This is a genomic window from Pseudomonas sp. MF6396 (genome assembly GCF_002018915.1).
Classification (GTDB): Bacteria; Pseudomonadota; Gammaproteobacteria; order Pseudomonadales; family Pseudomonadaceae; genus Aquipseudomonas; species Aquipseudomonas palmensis.
The window spans coordinates 243,411-262,590 of the sequence record NZ_MVOK01000001.1; the positions used below are offsets into that span (position 1 = coordinate 243,411).

Below are 19,180 nucleotides of genomic sequence, written 5' to 3' on the forward strand. Positions count from 1 at the left end.
ATGTCTGGCAGAAACCCTTCGCCAGCAAAGCTGGCTCCTACAGACGTTCAGCGAATCCTGTAGGTGCCAGCCTGGCTGGCGAAGCGGCCAGTGACGGCTTGCGATACAACACCAGCCAGTAGCACCCCAACCCGATCAGCCAGCAGAACACCGCTGTCCACACATTGTGCGAAAAGAAGTGGGCGCCCTGCAGCATCCTGCCCACCGAAAACACCACCCCCAGGCCAAAGGCGAACACCAGCGCGGCCTTGGCCAGGCGTGGCTTGCGATCACGCAGGACAAAAAACAGCGCAAACAGGGTAAACCCCGTGGCCGCATGCCCGCCCGGCCAGCAGCGCCCTGGCTTGTCGGTGGCGGGGCGGGCCTCTAACAGCTTGCTGTAGGTTTCCTGGCCGCCGAATTCGCTCAGGCTCCAGGGGCACTGCACCGCCGTCGCGGCCTTGAGCGGCGTCACGAAGCCGGTCGACAGGCCCATCGCCAGCACCAGGCAACCCAGTTCCCGGCGCCAGCTCTTGAGGGGCTGCAGCACAAAGCTGGCGGCAAAGCCGACGATGGCCAGCACCGCGAACAGGATCACCAGCTCCTTGGCGCGGTCATGCAGGATGTCTTCGAGAAAATAGCTGTGACGACCGATGAACTGGCCCGCCTGCGGGTCGAACGCGAGGTTGGCCAGGGCCATGTCCAGGTCGGTCAGCTCCAGCAGGATCAGGCACACGGCGGTCAGCAGCGGAATGCCCAGGGCAATCCACAGGTTCAGCGGGCGGGACGCGGGCAAAGGGGGAGTGGCAGGCATGGCAGGGTCCAGGCAGGCAATGGAAACTGCCGATTGTGTGCCGGCGCGCCTACGCTATGTGTGAAGCTGGGGTGAAAAAAATGTCAGTTGCGATTAAATCCATGCGGCGCTGGCGGGGCCTGGACGATGGCCTTAAGCTGCGCCTGCCAAGCAGGCAAACGAGGACGGGGGAGAGGTACCGATGCGAATTCTACTGGTTGAAGACAACCGCGATATCCTGGCCAACCTGGCCGATTACCTGGGCCTCAAGGGCTACACCGTCGACTGCGCCCAGGACGGCCTGTCGGGCCTGCACCTGGCTGCCACCGAGCACTACGACCTGATCGTGCTCGACATCATGCTGCCCGGCATCGACGGCTACACGCTGTGCAAGCGCCTGCGCGAGGATGCCCGGCGCGATACCCCGGTGATCATGCTGACCGCCCGCGACCAGCTCGACGACCGCCTGCAGGGCTTTCGCTCCGGCGCCGACGACTACCTGCTCAAGCCGTTCGCCCTGTCGGAACTGGCCGCTCGCATCGAAGCGGTGCTGCGCCGGGCCCAGGGCGGTGGCCGGCGCAGCCTGAACGTCGGCGACCTGAGCTACGACCTCGACACCCTGGAAGTCACCCGCCAGGGCAAGTTCCTCAAGCTCAACCCGGTCGGCCTCAAGCTGCTTGCAGTGCTGATGCAGAAGAGCCCCCACGTGCTGCGCCGCGAGGTACTGGAAGAAGCCCTGTGGGGCGACGACTGCCCCGACAGCGACAGCCTGCGCAGCCACGTCCACCAGTTGCGCCAGGTGATCGACAAGCCATTCGACAAGCCCCTGCTGCATACCGTGCACGGTGTTGGCTATCGACTGGCCGAGGGTCGTGATGGAGTTTAAGCAAAGCCTTGCCCAGCGCATCATCATCGCCTTCGCGCTGATGAGCGCGCTGGTGGCCGGGGCCTTCGCCTTCGGCATCGTGGCCACCGTGCACCTGGTGGAAGAGCGCCTGATCTCCTCGGTACTGGGGGGCGACCTCAAGCGCATGCTGCTGATGGACAGCGTATCGGAGTGGAGCCACCGCCCGCGGCCCGACCAGTTGTTCTACTACAGTGGCGGGCGCGACGACTTCGACCTGCCCAAGGACCTGCGTCACCTCACCCCGGGGTTTCACGAAGTGTTTCGCGAGCACCTGTCGTACCACGCCATGGTCGAGGTGGTGGACGGGCGGCACTACGTGCTGCTGCAGGACCAGAGCGATTTCGAAGAACGCGAGCGCGTGCTGTTCGCCGTGGTGGTGGTGGGCTTCGTGCTCAGCCTGGCACTGGCGGTGTTCCTCGGCTGGGTGCTGGCACGGCGGGTGATGGCCCCGGTGATCCGGCTGGCGCGCCAGGTGCGCCACCGCGACCAGTTGCTGGGCCTGGCGCCGCCCCTGGCGCCGGACTACGCGGCCGACGAAGTGGGGCAACTGGCGGTGGCCTTCGACGCCACCCTGGGGCGCCTGCGTGATGCACTGACCCGCGAGCGGCTGTTCACCAGCGATGTCAGCCATGAACTGCGCACGCCCCTGATGGTGCTGGCCAGCTCGTGCGAGCTGCTGCTGGAGAACCCGGCCATCGACAATCGCGCCCGCGCCCAGGTCGAACGCATTTCGCGGGCCACCGAAGAAATGCGCGAGCTGGTGCAGACCTTCCTCATGCTCGCCCGCGCCCAGCGCGACGAGGGTGCCGTCGCTTCGCGGGCAAGCCTGCGTGAGGTGGGCAACGAACTGATCGGCGTCTGGCGCGACACCATCGAGCAGAAGGGGCTGACCCTCACCTACCACGACACCGGCGCGCTGCCGACCCTGTACAACGCCACGTTCCTGCAATCGGTGATGGGCAACCTGCTGCGCAATGCGGCGCACTACACCGACCAGGGGTACATCCGCCTCACCCTGGAGCCCGATGGCTTCACCGTTGAGGACAGCGGCGTGGGAATTCCCGAGGAGCATCGCGAGGCCATGTTCCAGCCGTTCGTGCGCGGCGGCGAAAAACGCGGGGAAGGGCTCGGGCTGGGCCTGTCTCTGGTGCAGCGGATCTGCGAGGACCAGGGCTGGAGCGTCAGCCTGAGCGCCGCCGAACCCCATGGTTGCCGGTTCCATGTGAAATTGGGCACGGCCGGGTCGCAGGCCTCCGGAAACACCTTGTAACTTACCGACGCAACCTGACATTTTTTTCACGTTCGCATGACCTGACGCCAACGTCGCCCTGCTTAAGGTAGGCGGCATTGGAGTCAGGAGATGCACCATGCGCAGTCCCATCAAGCTCAAGTTTTCCGAAAAGTACGACGAGCAGCACGCTCAACAGTACCTGCACAAGCACCAGGACGGCATTGCCCGCCGCTTGTCCCACCAGCGTGACGAGCAATTGGCCCGGCGTGCCCTGGCGCTGGCCGGGGAGCCTGGCCTGGTGCTGGACCTGCCCAGCGGTGCCGGCCGTTTCTGGCCGCTGCTGGCCGAAAAGACCAACCGCGTGATCATCGGCGCCGACAATTCCGCCGCCATGCTGCAGATCGCCTGCGGGTCGCAACCGGCAGAAGTGGTCAAACGGGTACGGCCCTTGCAGACATCAGCCTTCGCCATCGATCTGCCGGACAACGCGGTAGACAGCATTTTCTGCATGCGGCTGTTCCACCACATTGGCGAAGCGGCCCATCGCAAGGCGATTCTTTCGGAGTTTCAACGGGTTAGCCGCGACAGCGTGATCATCTCGTTGTGGGTGGACGGCAACATCAAGGCCTGGCGGCGTAAGCGCCTGGAAGCACGCCGTAACAACGGGCAGGCCGATGGCAGTTACCAGAACCGTTTTGTGTTACCAGCTGCTACGGTTGAACAGGAGTTCGAGGCCGCAGGTTTCCGTATTCAGGAACGAATGGACTTTTTGCCGTTCTATGCGATGTGGCGAGTTTACGTATTGCGCAAGGGGTGAAGGAATGGCTGTGGAAGGAACGGGCGGTACGGCGGTCTCGGATCAATTCGATTACTTCTGGCAGCGCCAGGGCGAATGGGTGGAGGCACCCAACCAGCGGCGTGGCGGCGAAAGCGGCGTGCAGCGCCTGAGCGACGAGACGGGCCATCTGCTGTATGCCAAGCGCCAGGTCGGGCATATCTACCGCAGCCTGCTGCACCCCTTCGGTCGCCCCACGGTATTGCGTGAGTTCGCTGCCCTGAGCAGTTTCGAGCAGTTGGGCGTGCGGGTGCCGCATATCGTCTATTGCGGCGTGGAGCGCGATGCCCAGCACCAGTGGCGGGCGCTGCTGGTCAGCGAGGCGCTGGACGGTTTCGAGGAGATCGACCTGTGGTACGCCGGCGGCGGGCGCGAGCAGCACGGCGAGGCGCTGCACGACCGGGTGCTCGAGGACCTGGCCGGCAACCTGGCGCGCATGCACCGCGGGCACTGGCAGCATGGCTGCCTGTACAGCAAGCATATTTTCGTGAAGGTGACCGGCGAGGGCGCGGATGCGCGTGCCGAGGTCGCCTTGCTGGACCTGGAGAAGTGCCGCCGGCGCATCAGCTGCCAGCGTGCGGCCGCCAATGACCTGAAGCAACTGCGCCGCCATTCGTCGTGGAACGATGCGGACTGGAAGAAGTTGCTCTACTTTTACGAAGTGGCGTTTGGCAGCGCTGTCAAAGGTTTAGAGCAATGAAACTAGAAATAGCACGAGGTTTGTTTCTGCTTGTGGCGTTGGCGGTGGCTTCGGTGGCTTTCGCCGCGTGGGAGGAGCCGCGTCCGCAGGTGCTCAGTTCCATCGACCTGGGCGCGCAGTGTCCGCTGCCGCGGACGGCCAAGCCGGTCGTCACGGCGCAACCGGACCATGACCTGCTGTTGTTCCTGTTCGGCATGAGCCGGGGGCTGCGCTCCAACGGGTGATGAAGTGTATCGACCCATCGCGGGTCAAGCCCGCTCCCCCAGGGTTGCAGTGATCCTTGCGTGGGCGGGCTTGACCCGCGATGCGTTCAACTCGATTCCAGCGCCGTACTTGGCATTTCCTTCCTGGCCAGCAACGTATACACGCACGGCAACACGAACAACGTGAACAGCGTGCCCACCGACATCCCGGTTGCGATCACCATGCCGATGTCGAACCGACTCACCGCCCCGGCGCCCGTCGCCAGTATCAGCGGCACCATGCCGAATACCATCGCCGCCGTGGTCATCAGCACCGGCCGCAGGCGTATCGCTGCCGCTTCCTCTACGGCATCCCGCGCGCTCAGCCCCTTGTGCAGGCGCAACTGGTTGGCGAACTCGACGATCAGGATGCCGTGCTTGCTGATCAGCCCGATCAGCGTCACCAGCCCCACCTGGGTGTAGATGTTCATGCTCGACCACCCCAGAAACAGCGGGATCAATGCTCCACAGATCGACAGGGGCACCGTCACCAGGATCACCAGCGGGTCGCGGAAACTCTCGAACTGCGCCGCCAGCACCAGAAAGATGATCGCCAGCGCCAGGCCGAAGGTCACCCACAGCGCACTGCCTTCCTGCACGAACTGACGTGCCTGCCCGCTGTAGTCGAAGGCGAAGCCTGCCGGTGCCTCCTGTTGGGCGATGCTGCGCACCGTCTCAAGGGCCTCGCCCATGCTCACCAGCGGGAAGCCCTGGATGATCGCCGAGTTCAGCTGCTGGAACTGGTTGAGCTGGCGCGGCCGCGCGCGGTCGCTGACGCTGATCAGGGTCGACAGGGGCAGCATCCGGCCCTGCTCGTTCTTCACGTAGTAGTTGTTCAGCCAGCCGGGGTTGTCGCGGTAGGCCTGCTCGACCTGGGCGATCACCTTGTAGCTGCGCCCCTCGATGGTGAAGCGGTTGATCTCGGCCTCGCCCAGCAGCGTGGCCAGGGTGCCGCCCAGGGCATCCATCGACACCCCCATCTGCGCCGCCTTGGCCCGGTCGATATCCACCACCACCTCCGGCTTGTCGAATGCCAGGTCGATGTCCAGGAAGGCGAACTTGCCCGAGGCCTGGGCGCGGTCCTTGACCCGCTGCGCCACTTCCAGCAACGACACGTAGTCATTCGGCGTGTTGATCACGAAGGCGAATGGCAGGCCTTCGCCGGTGCCCGGCAGGGAGGGCAGGTTGAAGCCGAAGATCTGCAGGCCGCTGATGGTCGCCAGCTTGGCCTGCACCTCGGGCAGCAACTCCATCTGGGTGCGGCTGCGCTGGTTCCACGGCTTGAGCAGAAAGCCGCCGATGCCCGATTGCACGCCGTTGAAGCCGTTGATCTGGAACGAGGAGTAGTACTCGGGGAATGACTTGAAGATCGTGATGAACTCGTCGGTGTAGGCGTTCAGGTAATCGAGGTTGGCCGGTTGCGGGGCGGTGGCCATCATGAAGATGATGCCCTGGTCTTCGTCCGGGGCCAGCTCGTTCTTGCTGAACATCAGAAACACCGGGATCAGGCACAGCACGATCAGGGCGAACACGATCACCACCGGCCGGGTCTCGAGGGTGCCGTGCAAAAGCGTCTGGTAGCGGCGCTTGAGCCGCTCGAACAGTTGGTCGAGACGATGGGCCAGGCCGCTGGGGTTCTGCTCCGGGCGCAGCAGCAGGGCACACATCATAGGCGACAGGGTCAGCGCGACGATGCCGGAAATCACCACGGCCCCGGCCAGGGTCAGGGCGAACTCCTTGAACAGGGCCCCGGTGAGGCCCTCCAGGAAACCGATGGGGGCGTACACCGCCGCCAGGGTGATGGTCATCGAGACCACCGGCATGGCGATCTCCCGGGCGCCTTCCAGCGCGGCGTCGAACGGCGTCTTGCCCTCCTCGATATGGCGGTGGATGTTCTCCACCACCACGATCGCATCGTCCACCACCAGGCCGATGGCCAACACCATCGCCAGCAGCGTCAACAGGTTCAGCGAGTAGCCCATCAATTGCATGAAGAACAGCACGCCGATCATCGACAGCGGGATGGTGATCACCGGGATCAGCACCGAGCGCAGCGCGCCGAGAAACAGGAACACCACCACGATCACGATCAGCACCGCCTCGACCAGGGTCTTGACCACCTCGTCGATGGAGGCCTGGATGAACAGCGTGGCGTCATAGGCGATGGAGGCCTTGAGGTTGGGCGGCAACTGCGCTTCCAGCTCCGGCATCAGCTTGCGCACCTCCTTGATCACGTCCAGCGGGTTGGCGGCCGGGGTGGCCTTGATGCCGATGTACACCGACGGCGTGCCGTCGAACGAGCTGACCGTGTCGTAGTTCTCCGCGCCCATCTCCACCCGTGCCACATCGCCCAGCAGCACGCGGCTGTCGCCCTTGGTCTTGAGCGGGATGGCGGCGAAGGCTTCGGCCGACTTGAGTTCGGTGGTGGCGTTGATGCTGGTGACCACGTACTGGCCCTTGACCTCGCCGGCGGCGGACAGGAAGTTGTAGCGGCGCACCGCGGCAGTCACATCGCCGGCGCTCAGGCCGTAGCCGGCCAGCTTCACCGGGTCGATCCACAGGCGCATGGCGAACACCTGGTTGCCGAGGATCTCGGCTTCGGCCATGCCGGGCAGGGTAGCGAGCTTGGGCTGGATCACCCGCGACAGGTAGTCGGTGATCTGCGGGTTGCTCAGCTCCTTGCTGTAGAAGCTGATGTACATCAGCGCCGAGGCATCGGCGGCCTCCTTGCTCAGCACCGGGTCCTCGGCGTCCTGGGGCAGCTTGTTCTTGACCTCGTTGGCCTTGGCCAGCAGCTCGGTGAACAGCCGGTCGCTGTCGGAGCCGATGCGCGCGTAGATCGAGATCACCGAAAAATTCTGCCGGCTCACCGAGGTCATGTAGTCGATGCCTTCGGCACTGGCCAGGCTCTGCTGCAGGGGCTGGGTGATGTAGCCCTGGATGGTTTCGGCGTTGGCCCCTGGGTAGGCGGTGGTCACCGTGATCAGGGCGTTTTCCATCTGCGGGTACTGGCGGATCGGCAGCTTGCTCCAGGCCTGGAACCCCAGCAGCACGATCAGCAGGCTGACCACGCTGGCCAGCACCGGGCGACGGATGAACGGGTCGGTAAAGGCCATGGCGGTTCCTTGGTCAGTCGGCGCCGGGCTGGCTGGTCGGTTCGGCTTGCAGGGTCTTGTCGGCGCTCAGGGTGACGGCAGCGCCCTGGGTCAGCTTCAACTGGCCGGCGGTGACCACCGTTTCGCCGGGCGTGAGGCCCTTGGCGATCACCACCAGGCCGTCGCGGCGCTCGCCGGTCTCGACGAAGCGCCGCTCGGCGATCAGTTGCGGCTGGCCATCGGCCGTGGTCTGCACCTTGCCGTCTTCGGACTTTTGCGGCACGGCGACATACACCGAGTTGCCATAGAGGGTGTAGGTGACGGCGCTCTGCGGCACCACCACCGCGTTGCGCGGGTTGGGCAGCAACACCTGCAGGCTGGCGAACATGCCCGGCAGCAACGTGCCGTCGGGGTTGGCCAGGGTGGCGCGCACCTGCAGGTTGCGGGTGGTGTCGTCGACCTTGGGGTTGATCGCGCTGAGGGTGGCGGTGAAGCTGCGGTGCGGGTAGGCGGCCACCGAGACCAGCGCCTGCTGGCCGAGGCTGAGGTTGGGCAGCGCCTGTTCCGGCACGAAGAAGTCGACATACAGGCTGCTCAGGTCCTGCAGGGTGGCGATCACCGTGCCGCTGGCCAGGTAGCTGCCCAGGTCGACCTGGCGGATACCGATGGTGCCGGTGAACGGCGCGTTGATGCTCTTTTTCGCCAGGGATGCCTTGAGTTGCGCCACTACCGCCTGGTTGCGCAGCAGTTGGGCGCGCAGGCGGTCGAATTCGCCCTTGGAGATGGCCTGGCTGCCGACCAGCTGGCTGCCTCGCTGATAATCCACCTGGGCCAGCCCGAGGTCGGCCTGGGCGGTGCCGAGCAGGGCCGTCTCGACGTCGCTGTCCAGCTGCAGCAGCAGTTGCCCGGCCTTGACCTGCTGGCCGGATTCGAAGTGCAGGGCCTTGACCGTGCCGGCGATCTCCAGGCTCAGGTCCACCCCTTGCAGGGCCTTGAGGCTGCCCACGGCGGGCAGGCGGCTTTGCCAGGGCTGCTCGCGCGCCTCGGCGGCGGCGACGCTGACCGGCGGCTTGGGCGCGGAGAACTGCTGGATCTGGCGGTAGATGGACAAACCCTTGTAGCCGCCCAGGGCCAGCACCAGCAGCAGGACGATACCCAGCATGATGAGCATGCGACGGCGCAGCATGGACCAGCTCCCTGGAAGCGTTGTTGCGCAAGTCTAGTCGGTCGCGGCGCAGGGGGCCGGGTGTTGCTTGGGGATATTTGCTGCCAGTACCGGCCCCTTCGCCGGCAAGGCCGGCTCCTACAGACGGCGCCCAACCCGTAGGAGCCGGCCTTGCCGGCGAAAGGGGCGACCGGATATCAGATCAGGTGCAGATGGTTGTCCCACAACCCCGAAGGCAGTTGCAGCGGTTGCCCCACCAGCGCTGCCTTGCGGCAGTCGTACAGCCGGCAACGCCCTTGCCCGGAGGTCACCACAAAGCCATCGGCCACTGCGCCCACGCCCGCGCAGTCCGGCATCGGCGCATCCAGCTTCACCTCGGCGCTGTCCAGGTCCCAGATGAACAGGCGGTTGGCCCGTGGCGCGGTCATCGCCACCAGTCGCAGCTCGCTGTGCACCGCCACGCTGGCGGTGTACTGGGCCATGGACTGCAACTGGCGCTCCGGCACCGGGAAGGCCACGAACGGCTGCCCCGGACGCTTGATCGCCAGCAATTCGGCGGTTTCTTCCGAGCCGCCCATGAACTGCTGGCACGCCAGCACGGTGCCGTCGTCGGCAATCGCCAGGTGGCGCACGCTGTTCATCTGCTGGCTCAGGGTTTCCTTGCTCAGCAGGGTGCCGTCGCGCTGCATCAGCACCAGGCTGGGCTGCATCGCATCCAGGTTCATCTCCACCCGGCTCTCGGCTTCGGTGCGGATCCCGCCATTGGCCACCACCAGGGTCTCGCCGTCAGGCAGCCACGACACCTGGTGCGGGCCGATACCGTGGGTCGGGATTTCCGAATGATGGGCCAGGCGTTCGCCTTCGAAGCGGTACACACCCAGCACGCCACGGCCCGGGTCGGTGGTGTCGTTCTCGGTGGCGTACAGCCATTCGCCGCCCTTGTGGATCACCGCGTGGCCATAGAAGTGCCGGTTAGGCTGCGAGGCCAGGGTCTGCAGCAGGCGCCCGTCGCGCAGGTCGATCAGGTAGCTCTCGGTGCCGGGGCGGCGCGCCACGAACAGCGCGATCGGCCGCTCGGGGTGGTTGATGATGTCGTGGCAGCGCAGGCCGACCTGGGTGGCGAACACCTGGGTGCCGTCCAGGCGATAGCCCACGGCATAGTGCTTGCCGTCGGCATCGTCACGGGCCGACAGCAGCAGTGGCTGCTGGCCCTTGCTGCGCCACAGGGTCCAGCCGCCCAGGGTCAGGGCGCTGAGCAGCACGCTACCGAGTTTGAGGGCCTGGCGTCGCAACATGATCAGTCACCGTCGTTGGCATTGAAGCCCAGCTGGATGTTCAGCGCCTTGGCCAGTTCACCTTCATGCAGGCGGTGAACCACGTTCAGGCTGTCGTAGAAGGCGTTCAGTTGCTCGCGGCCGGCATCGTCCTGGAGCATTTCGCCCAGGGGCCGGTCGATCGCCTTCAGTTGCTTGAGGGCATCAGCATAGGCCGCGTCGATCTTGTCGGCCAGGGCCTTCTGGTCCTTGCCCAGCAGGCCGCGCAGGCCCTGGTTGTCGACCCCGACCCACACGGTCTGGGCGGCGATCAGGCTGGCTTCCAGGCTCTTGAGCGAGGAGTGGCTGCGCCAGGCTTCAGCCTGCAGCGGCTGCGGGATGCCCTTGCTCAGGCGCCCCATCGGCGTGCCGAGCTTCTTCTTCAGGGTGTCCAGCGCGGTGACCTGGGCGCGCAGCAGGTCGGCGATCGCCTCATGGGAGTCGGCGTAGCGCTGGTTGGGGAACTTGGTCATCTGCGCCAGCATGCCGTCGGTGCTGTTCCAGCCTTTGAGGATCTCTTCGGCGAGGTTCTTCTGGTGTTCGCCGATGGCCACCAGCAGCGGGCAATAACGGGCCTTCTGTTCGGCGGTGGCGACGTCCGGCTTGCTGTCGAACAGGATGTACTCGTAGGCCGACAGGCCGCGCACCACGACGCTGGACTTGGCCACGGTCTCGGCATCCACCGGCTTGTCGCCGTTGACCAGTTGCTCGACCTGACGGCCCACCAGGTTCTTCTTGTCGGGCCAGAACTGCACCTGCCAGGCGCGGTTGCCCTCGGCCAGCGGGCCGATCAGCAGCGGTTGCAACTCGGCCCAGGCTTTTTGTGCGTGCAGGAAGTCGGCGCGTGCGGTGGCTAGGTCGGCCTTGCCTTCGCAGAAGGCCAGGGCGCTGACGGCCAGCTGGCGGTCGGCTTCGACCCAGCGGCTGTAGGTCGGCAGGATCACCTGCTTGGCGATCGCGGCAGAGGTCACGGCCTGCGGGTCCTGCGGCGAGCAGGCGCCCAGGGCGATGGCGGCGAGGCTGGTGAACAACAGCTTGGGACGGAACATGTCCGGCTCCTTCTCTAGAGTGAGTTCAGGAACGCCAGCAACGCGGCGCGTTGCTCGGCATTGAAGGTCAAGACGTGCTGGCGCGCAGGCTCGGCTTCGCCGCCGTGCCAGAGCACGGCCTCGAGCAGGTTGCGGGCGCGCCCGTCATGCAGAAACTGGGTATGACCACTGACGGTCTGGTTCAGGCCGATGCCCCACAGCGGCGCGGTGCGCCAGTCCTGGCCACCGGCGGCGAATTCGCTGCGGTTGTCGGCCAGCCCCGGGCCCATGTCGTGCAGCAACAGGTCGCTGTAGGGGCGGATGGTCTGGTTGGCCAGCTCCGGTTCGGCGGCATTGGCCGAGGTGGTGAATGTGGGGGTGTGGCAGCCCTGGCAGCCGGCCTGGAAGAACAGGTTCTTGCCAGCCAGCACCTGGGGCGAATCGACGTCCTTGCGTACCGGCACCGCCAGGTTGCGGGTGTAGAACAGCACCAGGCGCAGGATATTGTCGCTGACCTCCTGCTCGCCATCGGCGCCGTTGCCATTGGGCTGGGCCAGGCAATCGAGCTGCGCCGGGGTGCAGTCGTCGCGCGGCACCAGGCTGCTGGTCAGGCCCATGTCGCTGGAGAACGCATGGGCATTCTGCTGGTTGAGGTTGGGTTGCCCGGCCTTCCAGCCGAAGCGGCCAAGTACCTGCTTGCCCTGGGCGTCGTCCCATACCAGGTTGGGCCGGCCACGAATGCCGTTGCCGTTGCGCCCCTCGGGGTCGGCGTTGGCCAGGATGGCCTCATCAGGGATGGCCTCGAGCAGGCCCAGGCCGATCATCGGCGGCGCGACGCGTGCCGAGAAGCGTGTGTCGGGGTGCATCGGGCCGTAGCCAAGCTGGGTGATCTGCAGCTGCGGCTTGCGCAGTTCGACCTGGGTGCCGTCCTTGAAGGTGACGTTCACCGGGGTGTAGCTGACCCGCACCTTGCCCTCGGGGGCCACGCCGGGCACGGCCATGTCCTGCAACTGCCCGCCATAGACCGGCTCGGGCACGATGCCCAGTTGCTCGATCACCTTGGCGTATTCGGGCTGGTCGGGGATCGACAGGCGCACCAGCATCGATACCGCGTTTTTGGCGCCCTCTGCGGGCGGGTGCCCGCGCCCGTCGCGAATATGACAGTTCTGGCAGGCGTTGGTGTTGAACAGCGGGCCCAGGCCATCGCGTGCGGTGGTGGTGGACGGGGCGATCACCCACGGGCTGCGGAAGAAGCTGTTGCCCACGCTGAAGTCCAGGCGCTGGCTCGGGGTGAGGTTGGCCGAGGGCATGGAGTAGGCGTTGCGGTCGCGCTTGTTCACGGTGGTGCTGCCACCGGCACGTGCCTCGCCAGGTTCGGCCTTGGTGAAACGCGGGGCGTCGTCACAGGCGCTCAGGGCCAGGGCCAGCAGCAGGGGAAGGGCGCGGTGAAGCGGAGCGGGCATCGAGAATCCTGAATGGCTAGCGTAAAACCGGCGTGCAAGCTTAGCAGGCGCGGGGGATATGAATAAGAGGGATTTGCGTTTGCTGGATGAAATCTGCTTCAGCTTCCAGCGAAGAGGTCCCACAAAAAAAGGCGACCCGAAGGCCGCCTCTGTTTCAGCACGCTACCACTCAGAACTCGTGGTCAGCGGTGTCCGGGTTCAGGTCGGTGATGCCCAGTTTGCCCGCAGCCTGTTCGATGGCACCGGTCTGCTTGACCAGCGCGGCGATGGCGTCACGCACGATCTGGTTGCCCGCAGCGTTGTCGGCAGCGATCAACTGGTCGTAGTGCTCACCCTTGAGGGCGTGGTCGACCATCACCTGGATCTTCGCCTCGGTGGCTTCCAGATCGGCCTTCAGGGTGTTGTCGGTGGCCGGATCGACCTTGGCCACCAGCGACGACAGGCTCGGGCCGCTCAGCTTGGTGCCGTCGGTGCGGGTGTACTCGCCCAGGTAGACGTTGCGGATGCCCTTGGCGTCGTAGAAGTGCGAGTAGTGGGTGTTGTCGCTGAAGCAGTCCTGCTCGTCCTCAGGCGAGTTGGCTTCCAGCGAGACCTTCATGCGCTCGCCCGCCAGTTCGCCCAGCGACAGGCTGCCCATGCCGAACAGCATCTTGCGCAGGCCGTTGGCGACAGGTTCTGCCTCCAGGGTGGCGCGATAGTTGTCGGCCACTGCCGGCTTCCAGTTGCCGACCATTTCTTCCAGGTCGTTGACCAGCAGCTGGGTCACGGCCTTGAGGTAGGCACGACGACGCTCGTTGTGACCGCCGGTGGCGCCTTCGCCTTGCAGGTAGTCCGAGGCAGGGCGGTTGCCGGCGCCCGGGCCGGTGCCGTTGAGGTCCTGGCCCCACAGCAGGAATTCGATGGCGTGGTAGCCGGTGGCGACGTTGGCTTCCGAACCGCCCAGCTCGTTCAGGCTGGCCAGCTTCTCGGGGGTCAGGTCCTTGACGTCGACCTTGTCTTCGCCCACCTGGATCTCGGTGTTGGCGATGATGTCGGCGGTGGCGGCCGGGTTGCCCAGGGCGTGTTCATAGCTCTTGTCGACGTAGTCGATCAGGCCTTCGTCCAGCGGCCAGGCGTTCACCTGACCTTCCCAGTCGTCGATGATGGTGTTGCCGAAGCGGAACACTTCGCTCTGCAGGTACGGTACACGGGCGGCTACCCAGGCAGTCCTGGCGGCGGCCAGGGTGTCGGCGTCGGGCTTGGCAAGGAAGGCATCGACTGCGGTCTGCAGGGTCTTGGCGGTGCTCAGCGAGTCGCTGTACACGGCATACACCATCTCGGCGTAGTGCTTGACCACCGCCTGGGCGGCGGCTTCGTCGACGGCCCCGGACGCCTGGGTGGTGCTGGCGGCAGCAGGTGCGGCGGCCTGTGGTGCGGCGGCCTTGTCCTTGTCATCGCCGCAGCCGGCGAGGGAGATGGCAATGGCCAGCAGACTGGCGGTGGCCAGAGGCATACGAATCATGGGCTATTCCTGCGTCGAGAGGTTGAACAGGCGTGCAGCCGCACGCAAAGGTGCAACATAATGCGAAAGATATGCATTTTCTGTAAAGAGGTTGCCACGTAAAAATTCAAATGCTGTTCACGCTGCCCTTGGCGGCAGCGTCACTCACAGAATCGATACCTGGTTGCGTTGCGCTGCTTTGAGGAAGGCGGTCAGCTCGCGTGCCGGCAGCGGCTTGCTGTAGTGGTAGCCCTGACCTTCATGACAGCCCTGGGCAATGATGTAGGCTTCCTGCTCGGCGGTTTCCACGCCCTCGGCGATCACCTGCATGCCCAGGCTCTTGCCCAGCTGGATGATCGCGCGAACGATGGTGGCGTCGTCGTCATCGTCGAGCAGGTCCTGCACGAAGCTCTTGTCGATCTTGATCTTGTCCAGCGGCAGCGACTTGAGGTAGCTGAGCGAGGAGTAGCCGGTGCCGAAGTCGTCGATCGCGATCAGCGCGCCGGAGCGGCGCAGGCTCAGCAGGTGCTGGGCGGCAGTGCTGATGTCTTCCATCAGGCCGGTCTCGGTCACTTCCAGTTCCAGGCTGCGCGGCGGCAGGCGGTAGATCTGCAGCAGGTTGTTGACCACCCGGGGCAGCTCGCTGTGGTGCAGTTGCACGGTCGACAGGTTGACTGCCATGCGCAGGTCGCTGAAGCCCTGGTCGTGCCATTCGCGCAGTTGCCGGCAGGCCTGGTCGAGCACCCATTCGCCGATCACGATGATGTTGCCGTTCTGTTCGGCCAGCGGTATGAACTGATCGGGCGGAACCATGCCCAGCTCCGGGTGCTGCCAGCGCAGCAGCGCCTCGACGCCCACCACGCGGTGGTCGCGGTAGCTGATCTGCGGTTGGTAAACCAGGTACAGCTGATTGCGCGGCAGGGCTTCGCGCAGGTCCTTTTCCAGCTCGCGGCGCCGGCGCATCTCGCTGTCGACGCTGGCGATGTAGAACTGATAGCGGTTGCGCGAACGGCTCTTGGCCAGGGTCATGGTCTGTTCGGCCTTTTGCAGCAGCTTCTCGGTGCTGTCGCCGTCTTCGGGGAACAGGGTGATGCCGATGGTGGCGCGCAGGCGGATCTCCTGATGGTCCAGGGCGAACGGCGCTTCCAGGTCATCGAGAATGCTCTGGGCCAGCTCGGCGGCCTCGTAGGGTTGTTCGATGTCGGCCTGCACCAGCGCGAACTGGTCGCCGCCCAGGCGGGCGAGGGCACCCAGGCGACCGCTGTGGGCACGCAGGCGGTCGGCCAGGGCCAGCAGCAACTGGTCGCCGGCCTGGTAGCTGAATTGTTCGTTGATGCCCTTGAAGTCGTCCAGGCCTACGCACAGCACCGCAACCCGGCGCTGCAGGCGCCCGGCATCGACCAGGATCTTGTCCAGTTGCTGTTGCAGTTGCTGGCGGTTGGGCAGGCCGGTGAGAAAGTCGTACTGGGCCATGCGCAGCAGGCTGTTCTCGGCCTCGTGGCGCAGGTGGGTATTGCGTTCGATGGACGCCAGCAGTTGGTTGGCGGTGTTCACCCACAGACCGAGTTCGTTCTTCTCGTGGCCCTTGAGCAGCGGCAGCTGATGCTGGCTGGGGCGGTCGGGGTTGATCTGAGTGAGGTTCTCGATGAGCTTGGACAGTGGCTTGGTCAGCAGCCAGTGATAGACCAGGTACAGCACCAGCCCCATGGCCAGGGCGCGGAGCACGCCGGCAATGAAGATGATCACCGAATTGACCACGAAGCCCTGGCCGTAGGCGCCGGTGTCGAGGGTGATGCTCAGGTCGCCGTAGTATTCGCTGTAGGGCGCGCGGCCGACGAGCTGGGTGGTGTAGGTGCGTTCCTGGCCGAGGATCAGGTCGGTGAGCCAGCGGGTCGGCAGTTCCTGCAGAGGGCGCGACTTTTCTGCCAGCATGGTTTCGTTGGGGTGACCGATGGAGGCCATGCGCACGGACTCATCCTGGAACAGCCCCTCGATGACCTGCATGCCCATTTCGCGGTCCAGGCTGTATACGGCCTGGGTGGAAGGGTCGCGGAACATGTCGAGGATTCGCTGGGCGTCGTTGGCGACAGCCTGGCGGGTCTTGTAGGCATCGAAGACGATCTGCGCACAGCTGAGTACCACGCCCACGGCCAGTGCCGAGAGCAGGACCACTCTGAGCAACTTGACCGACAAGCTGTTTTTGAGTTCCAGCTTCAATGGGGTTTCCTTAATCCATGCGCATGGCATCATTTTGCCATCATCTGTGGCAATCCACTATCGGCCGTTGGCAGGATTCATGATCCAGCGGTCACTGTATCGGTTGCCCGGCCTTGCGACTTGAGCGATGTACGACAAGTTTCCCAACGATTGATGTTAGCGCGGTATGGGGGGACAGCAAGAGAGGGTGTTGGTGAAATTGGTTAAAAAAGGTTGGTGGGTGGGGTTTTGCTCTTTGCCGCTTTTTCGGCATAAAAAAACCCGGCCTGAGCCGGGTTTTTTCAGAAGCAGCACTTATGCAGTGAAGGTCTTGCCTTCGAACTGCTCAGCCACGAACTTCCAGTTGACCAGGTTCCAGAACGCCTCGACATACTTCGGACGCACGTTACGGTAGTCGATGTAGTAGGCATGCTCCCACACGTCGCAGGTCAGCAGCGGGGTGTCACCGCTGGTCAGCGGGTTGCCGGCACCGATGGTGCTGGCCAGCGCCAGGGAGCCGTCAGCTTTCTTGACCAGCCAGCCCCAACCGGAACCGAAGGTGCCAACCGACGTCTTGGTGAACTCTTCCTTGAACTTGTCGAACGAACCGAACGCGGCGTTGATGGCTTCAGCCAGCGAACCGGTAGGCTGGCCACCAGCGTTTGGCGCCAGGCAGTTCCAGTAGAAGGTGTGGTTCCAGACCTGAGCGGCGTTGTTGAAGATACCGCCCGAAGAAGTCTTGACGATCTCTTCCAGGGTCTTGCCTTCGAACTCGGTGCCTGGCACCAGGTTGTTCAGGTTCACGACGTAGGTGTTGTGGTGCTTGTCGTGGTGGTATTCCAGGGTTTCCTTGGAAATGTGCGGCTGCAGGGCATCGTGTGCGTAAGGCAGCGGCGGCAATTCAAAAGCCATGGTGATTCTCCTAATCAGGTCTGTTGCGGTGAGCGCAAGGCCGATCACGGGCGGCCGGAATGCATCGGCGAGTTTTTACTCTTTGCGACGCAGATTCGGGATCATAGCACCGGGCCCTGACCTAAACCACGCAACAAGTGTATGGAATAGAGGTTCCAGAGCCTTTGCCGACACCTGACGAACGGGTCAGCCCAGCGCCAGTTGCAACGCCACCGCAAACATCATCACCGCCACCATCAGGTCCAGCAGGCGCCAGGTGCCAGGCCGGGCCAGCCACGGCGCCAACCAGGCCGCACCCAGCGCCAGGGTGAAGAACCACAGCAGCGAGGCACTGGCCGCACCCGCCACGTAGGCACCCGGCACGCTTTGCTGCGCACCCAGCGAGCCGATCAGCAACACGGTATCCAGGTACACGTGGGGGTTGAGCAGGGTCACCGCCAGGGCGCTGAGCAACACCGCGCGACGCGAACGCTGACCCAGGCCCTCGCCCTGCTCCAGGCTCTGGCTGGAGCAGGCGCGGATCAGCGCCTTGCTGCCATACCACAGCAGAAACACCACCCCACCCCAGCGCGCGACCGCCAGCAGGGTCGGGTTCTGCGCCAGCACCGTGGCCAGACCGAACACGCCAAGCGCCACCAGCACCGCATCACAGAACACGCACAGTGCCGCCACCGGCAGGTGGTGCTCACGGCGCAGGCTCTGCGCCAGCACGAAGGCGTTCTGGGTGCCGATGGCCATGATCAGCCCGAAGGCGACCAGCAGGCCGTTGAGGTAGCTTTGCCACATGGGAGGTGCTCCGCGAAGCAGCCACACGGGCTGCCGAAAATACAGGGGGGATCGCTGGCTATTGTGCGGGCAGTGGGCGTATAAGAAAAACCAATAAACCTCATCCGGCATTAGGGAAACTGATGTTCGACTACAAGTTGCTTTCCGCCCTGGCGGCGGTGATCGAGCAGGGCGGTTTCGAGCGGGGCGCACAGTTGCTCGGGCTGTCGCAATCGGCCATTTCGCAACGTATCAAGCTGCTGGAGGCGCGCGTTGGCCAGCCGGTGCTGGTACGCGCCGCGCCGCCAGCGCCCACCGAGATAGGCAAGCGCCTGCTCAACCATGTACAGCAGGTGCGCCTGCTCGAGCGCGACCTGCAGCATCAGGTGCCGGCGCTGGACGATGGCGGCCAGCCCGAGCGTCTGCGGGTAGCGCTCAACGCCGACAGCCTGGCCACCTGGTGGGCGGCGGCGGTCGGGGCGTTCTGTGCACAGGAGCGGGTGCTGCTGGAGCTGGTGGTGGAAGACCAGGAGGTGGGCCTCAAGCGCATGCGCGCTGGCGAAGTGGCGGCCTGCCTGTGCGCCAGCGAGCGACCGGTTGCCGGGGCGCGCAGCGAGCTGCTCGGCGCCATGCGCTACCGTGCGCTGGCCAGCCCCGACTTCATGGCGCGCCACTTTCCCCAGGGGGTAGAGGTGGCGCGTCTGGCCCGCACCCCGGCCGTGGTGTTCGGCCCGGACGATTTTCTGCAGCATCGCTACCTGGCGTCGCTGGGTATCGATGGTGCATTCCTGCATCACCTGTGCCCGTCTTCGGAGGGCTTTCTGCGCATGACCGAGGCCGGCGTGGGTTGGGGCCTGGTGCCCGAATTGCAGGCCCAGGCGCAACTGGCCAGCGGGCAACTGGTGGAAATTCTGGCGGATAAGCCGATCGATGTGCCGCTGTACTGGCATCATTGGCGCAATGGCGGGCAATTGCTCGGCCAACTCACCGACCACCTGCGGCGCAGCGCCAGCAGCTGGTTGGTGCCGTGGTCGGGTTTGCCGGCGTCTGCATCATCTGCAAACAAGTAGGCGGAG

At 65.0% G+C, this 19,180-nt stretch carries 16 protein-coding genes; 6 read left to right on the plus strand and 10 right to left on the minus strand.

Annotated features, from left to right (window positions below):
• Positions 1-37: 37 nt before the first annotated feature.
• Positions 38-793 (minus strand): phosphatase PAP2 family protein, encoded by a 756-nt coding sequence (locus tag MF6396_RS01235; protein WP_078479532.1) that lies wholly within the window; start codon positions 791-793, stop codon positions 38-40.
• A gap of 181 nt (positions 794-974) precedes the next feature.
• Between MF6396_RS01235 and colR the strand changes: the two genes are divergently transcribed.
• The 5 genes from colR to MF6396_RS01260 all read left to right on the plus strand — a co-directional run bounded on the left by colR (position 975) and on the right by MF6396_RS01260 (position 4,669).
• Positions 975-1,658, plus strand: a complete 684-nt coding sequence (colR, locus tag MF6396_RS01240) for a two-component system response regulator ColR (protein ID WP_043862092.1) — start codon at positions 975-977, stop codon at positions 1,656-1,658.
• Complete coding sequence (locus tag MF6396_RS01245; RefSeq protein ID WP_043862093.1) at positions 1,648-2,949, plus strand: sensor histidine kinase; 1,302 nt, start codon at positions 1,648-1,650, stop codon at positions 2,947-2,949. The genes colR and MF6396_RS01245 overlap by 11 nt, the downstream gene beginning before the upstream one ends.
• Before the next feature lie 97 nt (positions 2,950-3,046).
• Entirely contained in the window at positions 3,047-3,727 is a 681-nt protein-coding gene (locus MF6396_RS01250) for a class I SAM-dependent methyltransferase (RefSeq protein ID WP_078479533.1), read from the plus strand.
• A 4-nt stretch (positions 3,728-3,731) separates the two neighbouring features.
• On the plus strand, positions 3,732-4,445 hold the full coding sequence (locus MF6396_RS01255) for a lipopolysaccharide kinase InaA family protein (RefSeq protein ID WP_043862095.1): 714 nt from the start codon (positions 3,732-3,734) through the stop codon (positions 4,443-4,445).
• Complete coding sequence (locus MF6396_RS01260) at positions 4,442-4,669, plus strand: hypothetical protein (protein ID WP_043862096.1); 228 nt, start codon at positions 4,442-4,444, stop codon at positions 4,667-4,669. Before MF6396_RS01255 ends, MF6396_RS01260 begins: the two co-directional genes overlap by 4 nt.
• 86 nt (positions 4,670-4,755) lie before the next feature.
• Here MF6396_RS01260 and MF6396_RS01265 read toward each other — a convergent pair whose 3' ends face one another.
• From MF6396_RS01265 to MF6396_RS01305, 9 genes are all read right to left on the minus strand, one after another.
• On the minus strand, positions 4,756-7,803 hold the full coding sequence (locus tag MF6396_RS01265; RefSeq protein ID WP_043862097.1) for a multidrug efflux RND transporter permease subunit: 3,048 nt from the start codon (positions 7,801-7,803) through the stop codon (positions 4,756-4,758).
• A 13-nt stretch (positions 7,804-7,816) separates the two neighbouring features.
• Positions 7,817-8,968, minus strand: coding sequence for an efflux RND transporter periplasmic adaptor subunit (locus MF6396_RS01270; protein ID WP_043862098.1), 1,152 nt, complete (start codon positions 8,966-8,968; stop codon positions 7,817-7,819).
• 176 nt (positions 8,969-9,144) lie between these two features.
• Complete coding sequence (locus tag MF6396_RS01275; RefSeq protein WP_078479534.1) at positions 9,145-10,242, minus strand: DUF1513 domain-containing protein; 1,098 nt, start codon at positions 10,240-10,242, stop codon at positions 9,145-9,147.
• A gap of 2 nt (positions 10,243-10,244) precedes the next feature.
• Complete coding sequence (locus tag MF6396_RS01280) at positions 10,245-11,309, minus strand: imelysin family protein (RefSeq protein WP_043862100.1); 1,065 nt, start codon at positions 11,307-11,309, stop codon at positions 10,245-10,247.
• Between the two features lie 14 nt (positions 11,310-11,323).
• Complete coding sequence (locus tag MF6396_RS01285; protein WP_078479535.1) at positions 11,324-12,751, minus strand: di-heme oxidoreductase family protein; 1,428 nt, start codon at positions 12,749-12,751, stop codon at positions 11,324-11,326.
• A gap of 169 nt (positions 12,752-12,920) precedes the next feature.
• A complete protein-coding gene (locus MF6396_RS01290; RefSeq protein WP_078479536.1) occupies positions 12,921-14,252 on the minus strand; it encodes an imelysin family protein in 1,332 nt (443 codons plus the stop codon).
• Between the two features lie 144 nt (positions 14,253-14,396).
• Entirely contained in the window at positions 14,397-16,448 is a 2,052-nt protein-coding gene (locus MF6396_RS01295) for a putative bifunctional diguanylate cyclase/phosphodiesterase (protein ID WP_054914822.1), read from the minus strand.
• A 294-nt stretch (positions 16,449-16,742) separates the two neighbouring features.
• Complete coding sequence (locus MF6396_RS01300; RefSeq protein WP_054914821.1) at positions 16,743-17,339, minus strand: superoxide dismutase; 597 nt, start codon at positions 17,337-17,339, stop codon at positions 16,743-16,745.
• A gap of 186 nt (positions 17,340-17,525) precedes the next feature.
• Complete coding sequence (locus MF6396_RS01305) at positions 17,526-18,125, minus strand: LysE/ArgO family amino acid transporter (protein WP_043862105.1); 600 nt, start codon at positions 18,123-18,125, stop codon at positions 17,526-17,528.
• Between the two features lie 122 nt (positions 18,126-18,247).
• On the opposite strand from MF6396_RS01305, the gene MF6396_RS01310 reads away from it, so the two are divergent.
• Complete coding sequence (locus MF6396_RS01310; protein ID WP_058540891.1) at positions 18,248-19,174, plus strand: LysR family transcriptional regulator ArgP; 927 nt, start codon at positions 18,248-18,250, stop codon at positions 19,172-19,174.
• Positions 19,175-19,180: the final 6 nt, after the last annotated feature.